Raw genomic sequence first — 19,277 nt, forward strand, 5'->3', positions numbered from 1 at the left:
AACCATCGCTGGCGCGATGCCGACACAATCGTCTGCAAGATCATCGGCCGACCATGCGAGGGAAGGTCTGTGCGCTTTCTCGTGATCGAAGACGAACCAAAAATCGCCGCCTATCTCGACCGGCTGCTCGGACAGCTCGGCGGCGTTATCGACATCGTCGAGTCCGTGACGGATGCGAGGCATGCGCTCAGCAGTTTCAACTACGATCTGGCGATCGTCGACCGAATGCTGCCCGATGGCGATGCGCTCAATATCGTCACGACGCTGAGCCGACAGCCGGACAGACCGGCCATCATCATGCTGACCGCCAAGGACGCCAAGGAAGACGTGATCGACGGGCTGAACGGCGGCGCCGACGACTATCTGGGCAAGCCCTTCGAGCCGCAGGAGTTCGTCGCGAGAGCACGGGCCGTGCTGCGGCGGCCCCGCGTATTCGTGTCGTCAATGCTTTCGTTCGGCAATGTCGAACTGAAGATCGGCACCAACGAGGCGACCGTCGCCGGCCACACGGTCCTGCTCCGGCGCCGCGAGGCCTTGATCCTCGAGGCGCTCTTGATGCGACGCGACCGCGTCATCGCCCGCGAGGCACTGATCGAGGCCATCTACGGATTCGACGACGAGATCGAATCCAACACCCTCGAGTCGCAAGTCTCTCGGCTTCGCAAGAGGCTGTCCGAACTTGGCAGCAATGTCGAGATCCGCAGCATGCGTGGCATCGGCTACATTCTCAGGATGGCAAATATCCGATGACGTCGATCGCACGGACATTGACGCTCTCGCTCGGGATGGCCGCTGCCGTGATTTTCTTCGCCGCGCTCGGCCTCGTCTTCTGGCTGTTCATCGCGCAGGAGCCCGAACGCAGCGGCTGCTTTGCGGCCGCCTACGTTCTTGGTCGCGCCACCGACATTAACCCCGGCGACAGGCTCACAGTCCGCCCCACCGCCCGATTGGAAGAGCTGAAATCCCAAAGCCCTGACCTGTGGTACGTCGTGGCTTACGGCGATGTGACAAGCGAATTCGGGCGCGAACGCAGGCCACAGCTTCCGGTTTCGCTGCCCTTTGTCGGACCGAGCGGTCTTTCCATGCTCAAGTCACTCGATCAGAAGAGCTCGTTCTGCATGGTCGTCATGCACACCGGCCGCGTCCCCGAACTTGTGATGATGATCGGAAACGCCCACGTCCGTCCCGACCAGATCGCGATGTGGTTCATCCTGAAAAATCTGTTGGAGATTTCCCTCTACGCGGCGGGGTACGTATTGATCGTGGCGATCGGCGTATTTCTCGCCGCGCGCTTCGTTGCGCGCAGCATCGAACGGGTGACAAAGCTTGCCCTCGCGATCGATCCGGCCGCGCCGCAGGGATCGATTGCGCTCGATCGGGTCCCTACAGAACTGAAGCCGCTGGCCACGGCGCTGAACCGCGCGTTTGATGAAATCCACGCCTACATCCGGACGCAGCGCCGGTTCCTGGGCAATGCCGCCCATCAGCTCCGCACCCCGCTGACGTTGTTGCGCGCCAGGGTCGAGGACGTGGCCGATCCCGCCTTGCGGGTGGAGCTGATTCACGATGTCCGCCGGCTGACATCGCTTGTTTCGGCCATGCTGGACCTGGCGCGGCTGCAAAACGGGACGCTCGAAAAGCGGCCGATCGACCTTGCGACCGTGACGCGCGACGTGCTGGCAGATTTCAGCCCGTCGGCTTTGGACGCCGGGATCGAACTCTCGCTGGAACACAGCGACGAACCGGCCACCATGGTGCAGGGCGTCGAAGCTGCTATCAGGAGCGCGCTGGCCAACCTGGTCGGCAACGCGCTGATTCACGCCCGGGGCGCCCGATGCATCAGGGCCAGCCTCAGCCGCGGCCGCGTATCGATCAGCGACGACGGCGCCGGACTCGCTCCGGGCTCGGAGCGCAAGCTGATCGAGCCATTCCAGACCGGCGGCACGGCCGGGAACAGCGCCGGCCTCGGCCTGTCGATCGTACAGGAGATCATGGCCTCGCACGGGGGTGAACTCGTCATCGCGTCGAACCGCGGACAGGGAACGACCGCTTGCCTTCGCTTTCCGGAGGCCGCGTTGGCCATGCCAATTCAGCGCGCGGCCGGGGCGGCCTGAGGGCGGCCGGCTGATGCGGATCGGATGGGCGATCATCGCATCCAGAGGCCGGTCAACCGCCCTTTGCGCTAGCGCACCACGCCCGACGTGAACCCCGCCTTGCGGCGCGGCGGCTTGATCTCCTTCTTCAGGAAGCAATGCGCGTCGCGGCCGGCATAGCCGGGCCGGGCGTAGGTCCAGGCGCGGCACTTGTTGTCGGCGGTGCAGGCGGCCTGGCAGGCCTCGTCGCCGTCGCTGCTCTTCAGCTCGAAATTCTTGTAGTCGCCGCCGAGGCGGTCGATCGAGGTTTCGATGGCGCCGTTGCGCGGTTCGACCACGCCCGCGCCGCGCACCCCGGAGACGCAACAGACGTCCTGCACCCGCGCCGGCACGGTGTTCTTCAGCCAGCACACCGCGCCGTTGTTGGCGTCGGTCGGATAGTTGAAGCTCCAGGCGCGGCAGCGGCGGTCGCGCTCGCAGGTGAGCGCGCAATCGGCGGGATCGCCTGATGTCACCGGTGCATTCAGGTAGTCGCCGCCGGGCCGGTCGAAATTGGTCTGCGCCAATGCCGGGCGTGCGACGTAAGCGGCCGCGAAAACCGCGAACATCACCGTCCACGCCCTAAAGAGGCGACCTATCCCCATGAGATTGCTTTCAAATTCGCACAGCCCCGCACACTTCGCGGGGCGTCATTTGAACGCCATGAACCTGTACGGCTGATGAACGGCGGGTGCGACACCACCGCCGTCAGCGCGCGTTCCGGACCCGATTCAGCGCTTGTCAGGGGCTAAAGCGTGATGAGATGAGATTGAGTTGGAACGGCCTCGGAGGTTTACCTCTCCCTTGGGAGAGGTCGATTTGCGCAGCAAATCGGGTGAGGGGTTACGGTCCATCGAGAGAGCAAGAGCCCTCACCCGGATTGCTTCGCAATCCGACCTCTCCCCGACGGGGAGAGGTGAATCAGAACCTCGGCGAGCCGATTCGCCCCAAACCCATCTCGCTCTAGAAGGCGTACTCCTGATAGGCCGGTTCCACCGAGCCCTTCCACGGGCCGTTGAACTTCTCCAGCATCTCCTCCGCCGGCGAGCGGCCGGTTTCGATGATGCGCTCGAGCGGTTCGAGGAAGCGGCTCTCGTCGCGTCCGAGATGATCGATCCGGCCGCGCCGCCGCAATCCGGCATGCGACAGGACCAGGCATTCCTTGGCGATCTCGAACAGATAGCGGTCCTTGATCCGCGCCTTGAAGCCGAAACGCGGCACGTCGTCGCGCAGCGCCTGCCGCTCCGGCGCGGTCCAGTGCCGGACGATGTCCCAGGCGGCATCGAGGCTGTCATTGTCGTAGAGCAGCCCGACCCAGAACGCCGGCAGCGCCGGCAGCCGGCCCCATGGCACGCCGTCGGCGCCGCGCATTTCGAGGTAGCGCTTCAGCCGCACCTCGGGGAAGATCGTCGACAGGTGGTTGGCCCAGTCCGACAGGGTCGGACGCTCGCCGGGCAAGGCGGCATTCTTGCCGGCGAAGAAATCGCGGAACGACGAGCCGGAGACGTCGATATATTCCTCGCCGCGCTTGACGAAATACATCGGTACGTCGAGCGCGTAATCGACATAGCGCTCGAAGCCCATGCCGTCCTCGAACGCGAACGGAATCATGCCGCTGCGCGCATTGTCGGTGTCGCGCCAGATCTCGGAGCGGAACGACAGGAAGCCATTGGGCTTGCCTTCGGTGAAGGGCGAGTTGGCGAACAGCGCGGTCGCGATCGGCTGCAGCGCGAGCGACACCCGCAGCTTCTTCACCATGTCGGCTTCGGAGGAGAAGTCGAGATTGGTCTGCACCGTGCAGGTCCGGAACATCATGTCGAGGCCGTATTTGCCGACCTTCGGCATGTAATTTCTCATGATCTTGTAGCGGCCCTTCGGCATCGCCGGGATCTGCGCCCGCGACCAGGACGGCGTCATGCCGAGGCCGAGGAAGCCGATGCCGAGCGGGGTTGCGATCTCCCGCACCTGTGCCAGATGCGCCATCAGCTCCGACTGGGTCTGATGCACGGTCTCGACCGGCGCGCCCGACAATTCGAACTGCCCGCCCGGCTCGAGCGAAATCGCGCCGCCGCCGGTGACGTCATAGAGCCCGATGATGTTGCCGCGCTCCATGATCGGCTCCCAGCCGAGCAGGAGCTTCATGCCCTCGAGCAGCGCGCCGATGCCCTTTGCGCCTTCATAGGGCACGGGATGATGGCCCTCGAGCGTGAACGGGGTCTTCTCGTGCTCGGTACCGATCCGGAATTCGGATTCGGGCTTCACGCCGGCTTCAATCCACGCCACGAGTTCGTCGCGCGATTGCAGCGGCGTCATGTCGATCTGGTCACGCGCCATAGAAAATCCAACTCAAGGGCGCTTCGATCGAAGGCGCGCGGTGGCAGGGACATCCGCGAGCCACAACGGCCGCGGATGATGGGGTCAGGAATATCATCGGGCAGGTACGCCGTCTCGCGCCGGCGCGGCCTTGGTATCGCTCTTCGCATCGACCTTGGTGTCACCTTTGGCGTCACCGCAGGAGCAGCCCAGACGGTCGAGCAGACCGCACAGCCTGGCCGCGTCGGCATCGGACAGTTTCGAGCCGACATGCTTGTCGATCGCGGCCGAATAGGCGCTCCACATCTTCTTCTGGAGCTCGCGACCGGCCTCGGTGATCTCGACGAACTGGCCGCGCTTGTCGATCTTGCATTCGCGCCGGGCGGCAAGCCCCTCGTCGACCAGCTTGTCGATCAGCCGCGAGGTCGAATATTGCGGGATCAGCATCTGCCGCTCGAGCTCGACCGGGCGCAACTCGCCCGACGGCGCGCGCGACAGCTCGAGCAAGGCGTCATACCAGGCGAGCGGCGGAAAGCCGGCCTTCTTCAAATCCTGCTCGACGCAGTCCAGCACCCGGCTCGGCACCCGCATCAGGCGGATCCAGGCGGCCGTCGCCTCGCTCGATAGCTTGCGTTTCATCGTCTAGCCCATAAGGTCCCGGCACCGACTGTACCGCACTGAATGCATCTGCATCAATCTTGACTATTTCATGCAGGTGCATGTAGGCAATCCCTCTCCGGACGCCAAGAACAAGGGAAGGAATACCCCCATGAAGCTTTATTACTCCCCCGGTGCCTGCTCCCTCTCCCCCCACATCGCCCTGCTCGAGGCCGGCCTGCCCTACGACCTGGTCAAGGTCGATCTGCGCGCCAAGAAGCTCGAAAACGGCGACGATTTCCTGCAAGTGAACCCCAAGGGCCAGGTGCCCGCGCTGGCGCTGGATACCGGCGAGATGGTCACCGAAGGGCCGATCATCATCCAGATGATCGCCGACAGGGTCGCTGACAGGAAGCTGGCGCCCGCCCGGGATTCCAACGAGCGCTACAAGCTGCTCGAATGGCTGAACTACATCACGACCGAGCTGCACAAGAATCTCGGCCCGATGTTCTCGCCGGTGCTCGCCGATGACGCCAAGGCCTTCTTCAAGGACCGCGCCATGGGCAAGTTCAAATATGTCGAGAGCCAGCTCGCCGGACGCGAATACCTGATGGGCAACCAGTTCACGGTCGCCGACGGCTATCTCTTCACGATGATCATGTGGGCCACCGATCGGCTCGGTTTCGATCTCTCCCGTCTGCCGAATGTGATGGCCTACAAGGCCCGCGTCGCGGCGCGCCCGAAGGTGCAGGAAGCGCTGAAGAAGGAAGGCCTGCTGAAGGCAGCCTGAGCTTTGGGTTTCATCAGACGTGAAGGGGCCGGATCAAAGATCCGGCCCTCTTTTCTGCGCTCGACCGAAGAGGTCGCGTCAAGCATCACTGTGCAGCACGCCGATTTCCGGCCGGTCTCGCCCTTTCTCTGCAATTTTCAGATCGCCAACGAACTGACCGGCGTGCAGCAGCCTGGGAGCAACGCCTGGTCTCGCTGTCACGCCTCAGTGCGCCGCAACGGGATTCGGCGCGGCTGCCCGGCGAGCGCGGCCAGCTCACCGCATCGATCGCGCATGTTGCGCCGCAAGATATCGATCAGGTCAAGCTGGGCGCATCAGCGGTGCTGCGCTTCACCAACTTCAACCAGCGCACCACGCCCGAAATCGAGGGCGAGGTCAGCCGGATAGGCGCCGACGTCGCACGACGACAAGTCGGCCCCGACCTACTTCCTTGCACGCATTGCGATTCCGCGGTCGGAGCTGAACAAGCTCGCGACCGCGCATTTGCTGCCGGGCATGCCGGTCGAGGTCTTCATCCCGACCAGCGAGCGGACGGTTCTGTCCTGTCCTATCTGATGAAGCCGCTGGCCGACCAGATGCACCGCGCATTCAGGGAGAAATGAGCGGTGCAAACTTTCGGCACGCGCTGGAACAAATCGAATTTGATCCGCATTGTACCGATTAAGACTAAGTCGTGTACTTCCGGCTGAGGGCGTTCTTGTCCTTGTTCGAGCGATCCGACTGACCGACTATGACCTAAGGCGCGCCCTCCGCTCCAACTGGTCTAAAAATGTGACGATCGCCTTTACGCTTTTGTTGACCAGTGCGCTCGTCGGGCTGGCAACCAGTTTGTACTTTCGGGTTTGGACCTTGATGCTGGTGTCGCCGCTGATCGCGGTGCTCGCGGCAATCGTGCTCCAATCCGACGGCTATGCCTTTGCCACTGGCGCCCCGATCGTCGTCGCCTGCCTCGCATTCAACCAAATCGCCTATCTCACCGGCGCTGTGCTCTCGCCGGACCATGACGGCTCAATGGCGGAAGAAGTCGACGGCATTCCACGCGGCCGCCGCGAGCACAAGGTCCACGGCCAGAAAGAATAGCACCAGGCCGAACCAGGAAGGACCCTTGCCCCGCAAGCGCAGCGGATTCCCTCGTCGCGGCGGGGAGAGCGAGACGGAATGCTTGCCGGTGATCTCAGCGGCAACTTCCTTGAGCACAGAGCGCATTGCAGGACACCCCAACCCTGATCGTCATCTTTGGCGATCGACGAGCAAGAGTGATGCCAGCAGCATGGTGCCAGTGGGGAGCAAGCGTGGCGGGACTTTGACCTGCGCGACCGTCACGCAACTGGATCAAGTCGGATCGATGACCGGCTTGATTCCTTGCGATCCTGGAGCTCGATGACTTTGCTGAGGTCGAGCAGCGGACTCCGCATCACCTCGCCCCGTGTGCGGGGAGAGGTCGGATTGCATCGACAGATGCAATCCGGGTGAGGGGGAATCTGCGCGCACTCGCTGCATCAAGCTCGCGGAGATGGCCCCTCACCCCAACCCTCTCCCCGCAAGAACGGGGAGAGGGAAGGGAGAGACCTCGCGATCTCATCGCGTTTTTGAACGACGACGGCGCTTACGCCGCCTGCTTCTTCGGCGGGAAGCGGCCGTAGAAGGTCTCGCCCTTGGCCGCCATCTCCTCGAGCAGCTTCGGCGGTGTGAAGCGCGAACCGTATTTCTTCTCAAAGGCGTGGCAGAGCGCGACGAAATTCTTGGTTCCCATGAAGTCGACGTAGGACAGCGCACCGCCGGTGAACGGCGCGAAGCCGAAGCCGAGGATCGAGCCGACATCCGCCTCGCGTACGTCGGTGATGACGTGATCCTCGACGGTGCGCGCGGCTTCCACCGCCTGCACCACCAGGAAGCGCTGCTTCAATTCCTCGACGCTGAGCGTGTCGGGATCGAGCTGCTTCGGCTGCAGATTGGCCAGCCCCGGCCACAGGCTCTTCTGACCCTTGCCCTTCTCCGGATAATCGTAGAAGCCCTTGCCGTTCTTGCGGCCAAAGCGGCCCTGCTTCTCGACCATCTCGACCATCAGCATCTTCTGCGCCTGGTCGATCGCGTTGGGGCCGAGATCGGCCTCGGTCGCCCTGGTGATCTTCAGGCCAAGATCGAGCGCGACCTCGTCCTGCAGCGACAGCGGTCCGACCGGCATGCCCGCCATCTTGGCGGTGTTCTCGATCATCGCCGGTGGCACGCCTTCGAGCAGCATCTCATTGCCCTCGGAGATGTAGCGCATCACGCAGCGGTTGGCGAAGAAGCCACGGGAATCGTTCACCACGATGGGCGTCTTGCCGATGGCGCGGACATAGTCGAGCGCGGTCGCCAGCGCGATGTCGCTGGTGTTCTTGCCCAGGATGATCTCGACCAGCATCATCTTCTCGACCGGCGAGAAGAAGTGGATGCCAATGAACTTGCCCTGGTCCTTGAATTCCTCGGCCAGCGAATTGATCGGCAGGGTCGAAGTGTTGGAGGCGAAGATCGCGCCCGATTTCAGCAGCGGTTGCGCCTTGGCATAGGTGTCGGCCTTGACCTTGCGGTCCTCGAACACGGCCTCGATGACGAGGTCGCAGTCCGAGATCACGTTGTAGTCCGCAGTTGCCGAGATGCGCGCGAGGATGGCATCACCGGCCTCCTGCTTCATCCGGCCCTTCGCGACCAGGCCGTCGACCACGGTCTTGGCGTGGCCCTTGCCCTTGTCGGCGCTGTCCTGGTCGCGATCGACCAGCACGACGTCGATGCCGGCCTGCGCCGAGACATAGCCGACGCTGGCGCCCATGAAGCCGGCGCCGATCACGGCGAGCTTCTTCACTTTGGTCGGCGGCACGCCCGCCGGGCGGCGCGCACCCTTGTTTAGTTCCTGCATCGACAGGAACAACGAGCGGATCATCGCCGCCGCTTCCTTCGAGCGCAGGATTTGCGTGAAGTAGCGCGACTCGACCCGCAACGCGGCGTCGATCGGCAACTGCAGCCCTTCATAGACGCAGCTCATGATGGCGCGCGCGGCCGGATAATTGTCGTAGGTCTCGCGGCGATAGATCGCGTTGCCGGCCGGGAACATCTGCATGCCCATCTTGAAGAAGACGGGGCCGCCGGGCAGCTTGAAGCCCTTCTCGTCCCACGGCGCGACCGCCTTGCCGCCGCCCTTGATCCAGTCCTTCGCGGCCTTGATCAGATCGGCCGAGGGCACGACGGCATGGATCAGATTGAGCGCCTTGGCGCGGGTCAGATTGACCGCCTCGCCCTTGAGCAGCAATTGCATCGCGTCCTGCGGCGACACCAGGCGCGGCACGCGCTGGGTACCGCCGGCGCCGGGAAACAGGCCGACCTTGATCTCGGGCAGGCCGAGGCGAGTCTTGGGGTTCTCGGCCGCGACGCGGTAGTGGCAGGCCAGCGTGATCTCGAAACCGCCGCCGAGCGCGAGGCCGTTGATCGCGGCGACCCACGGCTTGCCCGAGGTCTCGATCGCGCGGAACGACTGCGACATCTGGCGGCTCTGCTCGAACAGCATCTGGTTCGCGGCTTCCTCGCCCTTCTCCTTGAAGAGCTGCGCGTAGCTGCGGTTCATGCCCTCGAGCATCGAGAGGTCAGCACCGGCGCAGAACGCCTCCTTGGCCGAGGTGATCACGACGCCCTTGATCGCGGCATCGCTGGTCGTCTGCTTGATGATCTCGCCGATCTCCTGGGTCGAGACCTCATCGAACACGTTCATCGAGCGGCCCGGGATGTCCCAGGTGACGAGCGCAATGCCGTCGGCGTCAACGTCGAACTTGAAATTCTTGTAAGCCATCTTTTGCTCCCTCGGTGCCAGCGGCCGATCTCAGGCGCGGCGGTTGCGTCTCGATCTCGTAGGGTGGGTTAGCGAAGCGTAACCCACCAGCTCTCTCGCGGTGACATGGTGGGTTACGCCTTCGGCTAACCCACCCTACGCACTGCCTGCTCGGCTACACGCGCTCGATGATGGTGGCGGTGCCCATGCCGCCGCCGATGCACAGCGTCACCAGCGCCGTCTCCTTGTTGGTGCGCTCGAGTTCGTCGAGCACGGTGCCGAGGATCATCGCGCCGGTCGCCCCTAACGGATGGCCGAGCGCGATCGCGCCGCCATTGACATTGATCTTGGCGTTGTCGATGTCGAACGCCTGGATGTAGCGCAGCACCACCGAGGCGAAGGCCTCGTTGAGCTCGAACAGGTCGATGTCCGACTTCTTCATGCCGGAACGCTCGAACAGCTTTTCGGTGACGTCGACCGGGCCGGTCAGCATCATCGCAGGCTCCGAGCCGATATTGGCGAACGCGCGGATTTTTGCACGCGGCTTCAGGCCGTGTTTCGCGCCTGCCTCCTTGCTGCCGAGCAGCACGGCGCCGGCGCCATCGACGATGCCGGAGGAATTGCCGGCGTGATGCACGTAATTGACCTTCTCGACCTCGGGATGCGACTGGATCGCCACTGCGTCGAAGCCGGCCATCGCCGCCATCGCCGCGAAGGACGGCTGCAGCTGCGCCAGCGACTGCATCGTCGTGGTCGGGCGCATGTGCTCGTCCTTGGCGAGGATAGTCAGGCCGTTGATGTCCTTGACCGGCACCACCGACTTGTTGAAGCGGCCCTCGTCCCAGGCCTTGGCCGCACGCTGCTGGCTCTGCACGGCATAGGCGTCGACGTCGTCGCGCGAAAAACCGTATTTGGTCGCGATCAGATCGGCCGAGATGCCCTGCGGCATGAAATAGGCCGGCACCGCCATCGAGGGATCCATCGGCCACGCGCCGCCAGAGGCGCCGATGCCGACGCGGCTCATCGATTCCGCGCCGCCGCCGATCACGAGCTCATGCTGGCCGCTCATGATCTGCGCCGCGGCGAAGTTCACGGCATCGAGGCCGGAGGCGCAGAAGCGGCTGATCTGCACGCCGGGTACCTTCTCGCCGAGGCCGGCCTTCAGCGCGGCGAAGCGGGCGATGTCGCTTCCGGCCTCGCCGACCGGATCGACCACGCCGAGGATGACGTCGTCGACGGAGTCCTCGGGCAGATTGTTGCGCTCCTTGAGCGACTTCAGCGGCACCGTGGCGAGCGCCAGCGCGGTGACCTCGTGGAGTGCGCCATCGGCTTTGCCGCGGCCGCGCGGGGTACGAACGTGATCGTAGATGTATGCCTCAGGCATGACGCCCTCCTTGATATGAGGATCATAATATATACGGAAGGAAGCGCCGCCGCACGGGGTGCGGCGGTAATTTTCAAGGCTTTCTTGTTTGACGCGTTTTCTTCACGCGAACCGGTATCCACTTCGCTGGAAAACGCTTCAGAACGCTTCCGCGGCCAATTCCATCGTGGTGGCGCTGCCGCTCTGGATCCGGGCCAGATGCACGGCGGTCTCCGGCAGCAGCCTCTCCATGAAAAAGCGGCCGGTCACGAGCTTGGTGTTGAGGTAAGGCGTGGCGCCGGCGGCGGCCTTGTCCTGCGCCACCTTGGCCATCTTCGCCCACATATAGCCGAGCGCGACGAGGCCGAACAATTTCATGAAATCGGTCGCTGCGGCGCCGGCGTTGTCGGGCTTGGTCAGCGCGTTCTGCATCAGCCAGCCGGTGGCCTGCTGCAGATGGCCGAGAGCTGTGGAGAGCGGGGTAATGAACGGCTTCATCGCCTCGTCGCCGCCATGCTCCTTGGCGAAGGCCGCGACCTCGCCGAAGAACGCCATCGCGGCACGGCCGCCGTCGCGCGGCAGCTTGCGGCCGACCAGGTCGAGCGCCTGGATGCCGTTGGCGCCCTCATAGATCATCGCGATGCGGGCATCGCGCACGAACTGCTCCATGCCGTGCTCGGCGATATAGCCGTGGCCGCCGAACATCTGCTGCGCCGAGACCGTGTTGGCGAAGCCGGTGTCGGTCAGAACACCCTTCAGCACCGGCGTCATCAGGCCCATGTGATCGTCGGCCGCCTGGCGATCCTTCGGGTCGTTGGAGCGGTGCGCAACGTCGCTCTTCAGCGCGGTCCACACCACCATGGCGCGTGCCGCCTCGTTGAAGGCACGGATGGTCAGCAGCGTGCGGCGGACGTCGGGATGCACGATGATCGGATCGGCCGGCTTGTCGGCGGCCTTGACGCCGGTCAGCGAGCGGCCCTGCAGGCGCTCCCGCGCATAGGCGACCGCGTTCTGATACGCGACCTCGGACTGCGCGAGGCCCTGCACGGCGACGCCGAGGCGAGCCTCGTTCATCATCACGAACATGCCCTGCATGCCCTTGTTCTCTTCGCCGATCAGCCAGCCGGTGGCGTTGTCGTAGTTCATCACACAGGTGGAATTGCCGTGGATGCCCATCTTGTGCTCGATCGAGCCGCAGGTGACGCCGTTGCGCTGGCCGAGCGAGCCGTCGGCATTGACCAGCACCTTGGGAACGACGAACAGCGAGACACCCTTGATGCCCGCCGGCGCGCCTTCGATGCGGGCCAGCACCAGATGGATGATGTTCTCAGTGAGGTCGTGCTCGCCGGCGGAGATGAAGATCTTGGTGCCCGTGATCTTGAAGCTGCCGTCCGCCTGGCGCACCGCCTTGGTGCGGAGCAGGCCGAGATCGGTGCCGCACTGCGGCTCGGTCAGGTTCATGGTGCCGGTCCACTCGCCGGCGACCATCTTCGGCACATAGGTCTTCTTCTGCTCGGGGGTGCCGTGCACCAGGAGTGCGGCGGTCGCACCCATGGTCAGCCCGCCATACATCGAGAACGCCATGTTGGCGGAGATCTGGAATTCGTTGACCGCCTGCGAGAGCGTCACCGGCAGGCCCTGGCCGCCAAATTCAACCGGCGCCGACAGGCCGAGCCAACCGCCTTCAGCGACCTGCCTGAAGGCTTCCTTGAAGCCCTTCGGCGTGGTGACGCTGCCGTCGTCATTGCGCTTGCAGCCTTCGAGATCGCCGGTGCGATTGAGCGGCTGCAGCACTTCCTCGCTGAGCTTGGCGGCCTCACCGAGGATCGCCTCGCGTACATCGGCCGACGCGTCGGTGAAGCCGGGAAGATTGCCGTAGCGGTCGATCTGGAAGACGTCGTTCAACAGGAAGCTGACGTCTTCGACGGGGGCTTTGTAGGTCGGCATGCTGATCTCCCGGCTGGCTTGTGGCCGCGTGTGCGACCGATGCTGCGCAGCGTGTCCTTGGGTTTGTTGCAGCGGACCTTATCCGGTTCGGGAGGCCCGCGGCAGGTGCTATCGAGACTGTGATTGCGACGTTGCGCCGCTCTGCTTCATCAACTCCTCGCCCATCATCCGATGCAGCAGGTTGATCGCCTTGAGCGGGCGCACCATCACCTTGAAATGCGTGATCCGGCCGTCACGGTCGAACGTGATGATGTCGACGCCGTTGAGCTTGATGCCTTCGATCTCGTTCTCGAATTCGAGCACCGCGCCGGTGTCGTTGCGCCACTCGCCGAGATACTTGAAGGTCGGGCCGCCGAGCACCTTGGCGGCGCTGGTCAGATATTTGAAGGTGATGTCGCGGCCACGCTGCGGCGTGTGCACGACCGGACTTTCGAACACCGCGTCGGGATGCAGCAGATCCCACAATGCGGCGGTGTCGTGGGACTTCATGTAGGCGTACCACTTGTCGAGGCCCGGCTTGCTCATGCGGACGTCTCCTGCGGCGGGGGGTTTAAGAAGCCTGAACATCGGCCGCGCGCGACAAGGCGGCACGCCGATCACCATATGCATATTGACGCATATGCACAGTAACGCATAAAGTCAAGCGAACTTCAGAATGGCCTTCTTGGGAACTGAGATGGAGGTGGGCGTTGGCACTCGGTGACGCAATCCTCGCATGCCTCACGGAACGTCCGATGACGGGCTATGAGCTCGCCAAGACGTTCGACGCCTCGATCGGCTTCTTCTGGAAGGCCGACCATCAGCAGATCTACCGCGAGCTCTCCCGGCTCCGCGACAAGGGCCATGTCCAGGGCCGCGAGGTGGTGCAATCCGGCAAGCCGAACAAGCTGGTCTACACCCTGACGGCCGAGGGCCGCGCGGCGCTGAAGCACTGGGCGGCGCGGCCCAGCGTTCCGCCCTCGATCAAGGACGACCTGCTGGTCCGGCTCTACGCGCTCGACTGCGTCGACATCGAGCCGCTGCGCACCGACCTGATGGCGCGGCTGGAGCATCACCGCGACCGCTATGAGCGCTACGAGCGCCTGCTCAACAAGCGCTTTCCCGACGGCACCGCACCGCCGGCCGATGTCGGCAAGATGCTCGGGCTTCGCATCGGGATGCGCCATGAGCGCGTCGTGGTGGAATGGTGCGAGGAGGCGCTCGACGCGCTGTCGGCGATGTCAAGTCGCGGCAATGTGCTGCCGCTCGACGACGGCAAACGCGAAGGCAACGGCTAGAAACAAATCTCAGGTCATGTTTTGCGCGTGCCGACACGCGACGCGGAATCCGCTTTGCCGGAAAGCGATAGGCGTGTCCTGATCCGGCGCAACAGGTTCCGGGATTCCCTAACTTTAAGGCCCGCCGGCTGCATTCCTTAACCCGTTATTTACCGTGACGGGAAAAAGTCAGCAGCTGAAGCAGACGACCAGCGCAGAATTCGATTGTCTCTTAACGGGAATGCGCGGGGAGGCTGCGGGCGCAGGGTGTAGCGCCGGAGTCGGGACCGGACGGAATCATGAATTCGCGCGTATCGTGGAGTGTTGACGGCATCGATCCCTCCGTCCGCGACAGGGCCGAGGCGGCTGCGCGCCGCGCCGGCATGTCACTGAACGACTGGCTCAACTCCACCGTCGGCGAACCCAGCCCGCCGGATTGGCGCACGGCGCCCGAGCAACGGCAGCCGATGCCGAGCCGGGAAAGCCGCGAGGTTGCTGACATCCATCAGCGCCTCGACGCGATCACCCGCCAGATCGAACAGATTGCAAAGCCAATGTCGCGCGCCGAAGCCGTGCGCGCCGAAGTGCCGCGCGGCCAGCCCGCCGTCGCACGGCAGCTGAACGACGCAATTTCGCGCCTCGATGCGCGGCTGTCGCAGATTTCGCGACCGCAGCCGGCGCGCGAGCCGCAACCCCAGCCGATGCGTGAAACGCAGATGCAGCGGGAGCCGCAGATGCAGGACCGGCAACTGGAGGAAAGGCTGCGCCAGGCGGAAGCGGTCGAGCGCGCCGCAGCCCAGGTTTACCGCCCCTCGCCGCCGCTCAGCCCGGCGTCGTTCGATTCCGCGATCGCGGAAATCGCCGCACGCCAGAACGAGCTCGACGGATCAGCGCAACGGCAGATGCCGCCGCGCAACGCTCAGCCGATGCCGCAATCGGCGCCGCCGATGGCCGCCTATGCACCGCAGCCGGCTGCACCGGCCGGGCCCGACTTCTCCTCGCTCGAGCGGCACCTGCTCAAGATCACGAGCCAGATCGAGGCGCTGCAGCGGCCCGATCATGATCATATCGAGCAATCGATCGCGGCCTTCCGCGGCGAGCTTGCCGAAATCCGCCAGGCGATCACCGAGGCGATGCCGCGCCGCGCGATCGAATCGATCGAGAACGAGATCCGCTCGCTGCATCACCGGATCGACGAGATCCGCCAGGACAGCAGCAACGGCCAGGGCCAGGTGATTACCGGCATCGAACGCGCGCTGGCGGAAATCCGCGAGGCGCTGCGCACCCTGACGCCCGCCGAGCAGCTCACCGGCTATGACGAGGCGATCCGCAACCTCGGCGCCAAGCTCGACATGATCCTGCGCGCCAACGACGATCCGTCGACGGTGCACCAGCTCGAGAGCGCGATCGCCGCGCTGCGCGCCATCGTCTCCAATGTCGCCTCCAACGACGCGCTGCTGCAGCTCTCCGGGGACGTGCATGCGCTGGCCGCGAAGGTCGACCAGCTGTCGCAGATGTCGCGCGCCGAATCCCACGTCGATGCCTTCGCCGGGATCGAGCAGCGCATCGCCGCATTGGCCTCGACGCTGGAGACTCGCGAGCGGCCGGTCGCTGGCTACGACAATACCGACGCCATCGAGGGCGCCCTGCGCTCGCTGTCGGAGCGGATCGACCGCCTCCAGGTCGGCAACGACAGCTCGTCGGCGTTCACCCATCTCGAGCAGCGCGTCTCCTATCTGCTCGAGCGCCTGGAGTCCGCCGACCAGCGCTCCGGCAATCTCGGCCGGGTCGAGGAAGGGCTGCATGACATCATGCGGCACCTCGAAGCGCAGCACGCCCATATCGCTTCGCTCGCCGACGCCACCCGCAACAACGTCAATACCTCCGCGCCGCAGCCGATGATGGACAGCGGCATCGTCGACCTGGTGAAGCGCGAACTCTCCGACATCCGCTTCAGCCAGTCGGAAACCGATCGCCGCACCCAGGATTCGCTGGAGACCGTTCACAACACGCTCGGCCATGTCGTCGATCGGCTGGCGATGATCGAGAACGATCTGCGCACGGTGCGCACCGCGCCGCCGCCGGCCCTCGCGCCGGCCGAACCGCGGATGGAAGCCCCGCGGATGGAGATGCCGCGCGCGGCGATGCCGCAGCCGACCGCGCAGCCTGAATCATACAAGGCTGAATCATATAAGCCTGAATCGTACAGGCCTGAATCGTACCGGCCCGAATTGCCCAATCCTGCGCTGGCGCAGGAGCACTTCATGTCCGCGCCGCGCGAATTCCATGCCGCGCAGCCGGTCGAGACCGCGCCGCCGCCACTGCCGCCGCGCGCGATCAGCGAGATCCTCGAGCCGCATGCCGCCTCCGCGCGCGCCGCGATTGCGCCGGATCTGCCGCCGGATCATCCGCTCGAGCCGGGCACACGCCCCTCGGGCCGCGCGTCGTCGCCGTCGGAGCGGATCGCGGATTCCGAGCGCGCGATCTCCGATCTTCCCGCCGGCAAGAAGGAGCCGGTCTCGACCTCGAGCTTCATCGCCGCCGCGCGCCGCGCGGCGCAGGCCGCCGCCGTGCAGCCCGTCAACGACAAGGCCGCGCGCGCCGCGAGCAAGGCCGCCGCCAAGGCCAAGGAGAAGGCCGACAAGGCCGCGAAGGCCGCTGCCGGCAAGGCCGGCGTGCCCGCGACTGGTGCGCCGGCGACTGGCGCGCCGGAGGCCCAGCCTTCGACCATCACCTCCAAGATCCGCTCTCTGCTGGTCGGCGCGAGCGTGGTCGTGATCCTGCTCTCGACCGCCAAAATGGCGATGAACCTGCTCGACACCAGCTCCGCACCGCAGACGCCGGCGATCGAGCACAGCGAGCCGGCCGCACCGCCCGCGCAGCCACCCACCGAGAACTCTGTCGTCCCGGCACCGGCTGCGCCGTCCGGCGTGCCCGGGCCGTCAGTGCCCGGACCGTCGATGACCTCGCCGACGCCGCTCGGCCGCCAGTCCAACAACACGGCGGCGCCGAATACGCTCGACAGCGCGCAGGTGACGATCCCATCGGCGCCCGCGCCCGCCGCGGCGCCGGAGCCGGCTGCGGCACCGGTCGCCGCCGCCAGCGATATCACCGGCACGATTCCGACTGCGCCGCCGCTCGGCGGCAAGCTCGGCACGATCCAGATCCCTGCGGGCGAGAAGCTGCCCGACGCGATCGGCGGTCCGGCGCTGCGCACGGCTGCGATCAAGGGCGATGCGGCCGCGGCCTATGAGGTCGGCGTCCGCTTTGCCGAGGGCAAGGGCGTGCCCGCCAATGTCGACGAGGCGGCCAAATGGTATGGCCGCGCGGCACAGGCCGGCGTGGTGCCCGCGATGTTCCGGCTCGGCACCTTCTACGAGAAGGGCCTCAGCGTGAAGCGCGATTTCGATGTCGCGCGGCGCTACTACGTGCAGGCCGCCGAGCGCGGCAACGCCAAGGCGATGCATAACCTCGCCGTGCTTGACGCCGATGGCGGCGGCAAGGGCGCCGACTACAAGAGCGCGGCGCAGTGGTTCCGCAAGGCCGCCGATCGCGGCGTCGCCGACAGCCAGGTCAACCTCGGCATCCTCTATGCCCGCGGCATCGGGGTCGAACAGAACCTCGCCGAGTCCTTCAAATGGTTCAGCCTCGCCGCCGCGCAGGGCGACGCCGACGCCGGCCACAAGCGCGACGATATCGCCAAGCGGCTCGACCCGCAGTCGCTGGCCGCAGCGAAGCTTGCGATCCAGACCTTTACCCCCGAGCCGCAGCCAAGCGATGCGGTCAACGTGCCGGCCCCGGCCGGCGGCTGGGACGGCGCGCCGGTGCAGCCCGCGGCGGCGAAGCCCGTCAAGCCCCCGTCGAAGCGGACCGCGGCGTTGGCCGCACACTAGAGCATTTTCGGTTCTGATTGACTCAGAACCGAAGCTCTAGATTCTTGTTTTGACGCGTTTTCTTCACGCGAACCGGTGTCCACTTCGCTCGAAAACGCTCTAATCGCACTCATTTGAAAGCTTCCGCGGCGCCCTGACGGCGCCGCTGTCCTATCCCTCCGCCCTTCCGCCGTGTAGACAGGCGCAAAACCCCGCGCCAATGGCGCACGCGTTCCGGAGGGGCAGGCTTGTCTGTCGACGATCGTCAGGATGATGGAACGGGCCATCGTTCGTCGCCGACCGGCCCCCGCGTCGCGCCGCCGCGTCAGACGCCGTCGCCATTTGCCGCGCCTCCCAAGCCTCCGCCTTCTCCTCCGCCTTCACCCCCGCAAAGAGAAGAGCACGTGGCATCGCCGCCCCGCACGTTCCGGTTCTCGCTCTTGTCCGTCATCATCTTCGTGCTGCTGTTGTCGAGCGTCGCCATTCAGGCCTATCGCGACCTGTCGAAGCCGGGCGCCTGGGACTTCTGGCGCGAGACCTACATCGCGGCGAGCATGAATTCGGCGGTGATTCCCGATGTCGACATCGATGGGTCGGGCCGCGGCCGGCGTGCGCTTGCGATCAGCGGCAAGATCGGCTCGGCCAGCGCGAGCTGGTTCCGCGATCGGCTCAGCGAGGCCCGTCTTGCACCAGGCGATGCCGTGCTGCTGTCGTCGCAGGGCGGTGCGTTGAACCAGGCGGCGATCATGGGCGAGGTCATCCGCACACATGGGCTCGTCACCGCCGTCGCTACATCAGACGCATCGGGCAAGCTGCGCCCCGCGGCCTGTGCCAGCGCCTGTGTGCTGGTCTATGCCGGCGGCCAGACCCGCTATGGCATCGCGGGCTCGCGGCTCGGCGTGCATCGCTTCACGACCAGCGCACCGGTCAGCGATCCCCTCGCCGAGGCGCAACGCATCCAGGGCATGGTGCTGGGCTACATGACCAAGATGGGCGTCTCCTCCGGGATCGTGGAAGCGATGTCGCAGACCTCGGATATCCGCTGGCTGAGCCCGAAGGAGGCGCTCGCGCTGAACCTGATTACCAGGCCGGTCGATCGGCCCTAAAGCATAATCCGGAAAAGTGCGGAGCGGTTTTCCGAAAAGATCATGCTCAAACCAGCCGACACCCGCGTCATTAATCTGAATTATCAACCACGTCCGCACCGA

Annotated in this window: 15 protein-coding genes; 8 read left to right on the forward strand and 7 right to left on the reverse strand. The window is 65.2% G+C overall.

The features are described from left to right. The first annotated feature begins 69 nt into the window (after positions 1-69). Together AC066Y_RS26295 and AC066Y_RS26300 are read left to right on the forward strand one after the other, a co-directional pair. Positions 70-750 carry a response regulator transcription factor gene (locus AC066Y_RS26295; RefSeq protein WP_478276386.1) on the forward strand — a complete coding sequence of 227 codons (681 nt, stop codon included), beginning with the start codon at positions 70-72 and terminating at the stop codon, positions 748-750. Next, entirely contained in the window at positions 747-2,114 is a 1,368-nt protein-coding gene (locus tag AC066Y_RS26300) for a sensor histidine kinase (RefSeq protein ID WP_478276387.1), read from the forward strand. Before AC066Y_RS26295 ends, AC066Y_RS26300 begins: the two co-directional genes overlap by 4 nt. 68 nt (positions 2,115-2,182) lie before the next feature. Here the strand turns inward: AC066Y_RS26300 and AC066Y_RS26305 are convergent, their stop codons facing one another. The 3 genes from AC066Y_RS26305 to AC066Y_RS26315 all read right to left on the reverse strand — a co-directional run bounded on the left by AC066Y_RS26305 (position 2,183) and on the right by AC066Y_RS26315 (position 5,084). Then, positions 2,183-2,737 (reverse strand): PAN domain-containing protein, encoded by a 555-nt coding sequence (locus tag AC066Y_RS26305; protein ID WP_478276388.1) that lies wholly within the window; start codon positions 2,735-2,737, stop codon positions 2,183-2,185. 358 nt (positions 2,738-3,095) lie between these two features. Next, on the reverse strand, positions 3,096-4,466 hold the full coding sequence (locus AC066Y_RS26310; protein WP_478276389.1) for a glutamate--cysteine ligase: 1,371 nt from the start codon (positions 4,464-4,466) through the stop codon (positions 3,096-3,098). 93 nt (positions 4,467-4,559) lie between these two features. Next, complete coding sequence (locus tag AC066Y_RS26315) at positions 4,560-5,084, reverse strand: MarR family winged helix-turn-helix transcriptional regulator (RefSeq protein WP_092119179.1); 525 nt, start codon at positions 5,082-5,084, stop codon at positions 4,560-4,562. Positions 5,085-5,214: 130 nt separating this feature from the next. Here AC066Y_RS26315 and gstA point away from each other — a divergent pair, with 130 nt between their 5' ends. The 3 genes from gstA to AC066Y_RS26330 all read left to right on the forward strand — a co-directional run bounded on the left by gstA (position 5,215) and on the right by AC066Y_RS26330 (position 6,912). Next, the gene (gstA, locus tag AC066Y_RS26320; RefSeq protein ID WP_478276390.1) at positions 5,215-5,832 is read left to right on the forward strand and encodes a glutathione transferase GstA; all 618 of its coding nucleotides are present in this window, start codon (positions 5,215-5,217) and stop codon (positions 5,830-5,832) included. A 320-nt stretch (positions 5,833-6,152) separates the two neighbouring features. Next, complete coding sequence (locus AC066Y_RS26325) at positions 6,153-6,434, forward strand: hypothetical protein (protein ID WP_478276391.1); 282 nt, start codon at positions 6,153-6,155, stop codon at positions 6,432-6,434. Positions 6,435-6,603: 169 nt separating this feature from the next. Beyond that, positions 6,604-6,912, forward strand: a complete 309-nt coding sequence (locus tag AC066Y_RS26330) for a hypothetical protein (RefSeq protein WP_478276392.1) — start codon at positions 6,604-6,606, stop codon at positions 6,910-6,912. Between the two features lie 526 nt (positions 6,913-7,438). Here the strand turns inward: AC066Y_RS26330 and AC066Y_RS26335 are convergent. From AC066Y_RS26335 to AC066Y_RS26350, 4 genes are all read right to left on the reverse strand, one after another. Next, positions 7,439-9,652, reverse strand: a complete 2,214-nt coding sequence (locus AC066Y_RS26335; RefSeq protein WP_478276393.1) for a 3-hydroxyacyl-CoA dehydrogenase NAD-binding domain-containing protein — start codon at positions 9,650-9,652, stop codon at positions 7,439-7,441. A 154-nt stretch (positions 9,653-9,806) separates the two neighbouring features. Further along, complete coding sequence (locus tag AC066Y_RS26340; RefSeq protein ID WP_478276394.1) at positions 9,807-11,015, reverse strand: acetyl-CoA C-acetyltransferase; 1,209 nt, start codon at positions 11,013-11,015, stop codon at positions 9,807-9,809. A gap of 138 nt (positions 11,016-11,153) precedes the next feature. Continuing rightward, complete coding sequence (locus AC066Y_RS26345; RefSeq protein ID WP_478276395.1) at positions 11,154-12,941, reverse strand: acyl-CoA dehydrogenase C-terminal domain-containing protein; 1,788 nt, start codon at positions 12,939-12,941, stop codon at positions 11,154-11,156. 108 nt (positions 12,942-13,049) lie between these two features. Continuing rightward, positions 13,050-13,466 (reverse strand): nuclear transport factor 2 family protein, encoded by a 417-nt coding sequence (locus tag AC066Y_RS26350; RefSeq protein ID WP_478276396.1) that lies wholly within the window; start codon positions 13,464-13,466, stop codon positions 13,050-13,052. 164 nt (positions 13,467-13,630) lie between these two features. On the opposite strand from AC066Y_RS26350, the gene AC066Y_RS26355 reads away from it, so the two are divergent. The 3 genes from AC066Y_RS26355 to AC066Y_RS26365 all read left to right on the forward strand — a co-directional run bounded on the left by AC066Y_RS26355 (position 13,631) and on the right by AC066Y_RS26365 (position 19,175). Next, on the forward strand, positions 13,631-14,218 hold the full coding sequence (locus tag AC066Y_RS26355; protein WP_478276397.1) for a PadR family transcriptional regulator: 588 nt from the start codon (positions 13,631-13,633) through the stop codon (positions 14,216-14,218). Between the two features lie 278 nt (positions 14,219-14,496). Next, positions 14,497-18,090, forward strand: coding sequence for a tetratricopeptide repeat protein (locus tag AC066Y_RS26360; RefSeq protein WP_478276398.1), 3,594 nt, complete (start codon positions 14,497-14,499; stop codon positions 18,088-18,090). A 227-nt stretch (positions 18,091-18,317) separates the two neighbouring features. Then, positions 18,318-19,175, forward strand: coding sequence for a COG3904 family protein (locus tag AC066Y_RS26365; RefSeq protein ID WP_478276399.1), 858 nt, complete (start codon positions 18,318-18,320; stop codon positions 19,173-19,175). Positions 19,176-19,277 lie beyond the last annotated feature (102 nt).

The organism is Bradyrhizobium sp. USDA3010 (genome assembly GCF_056429065.1).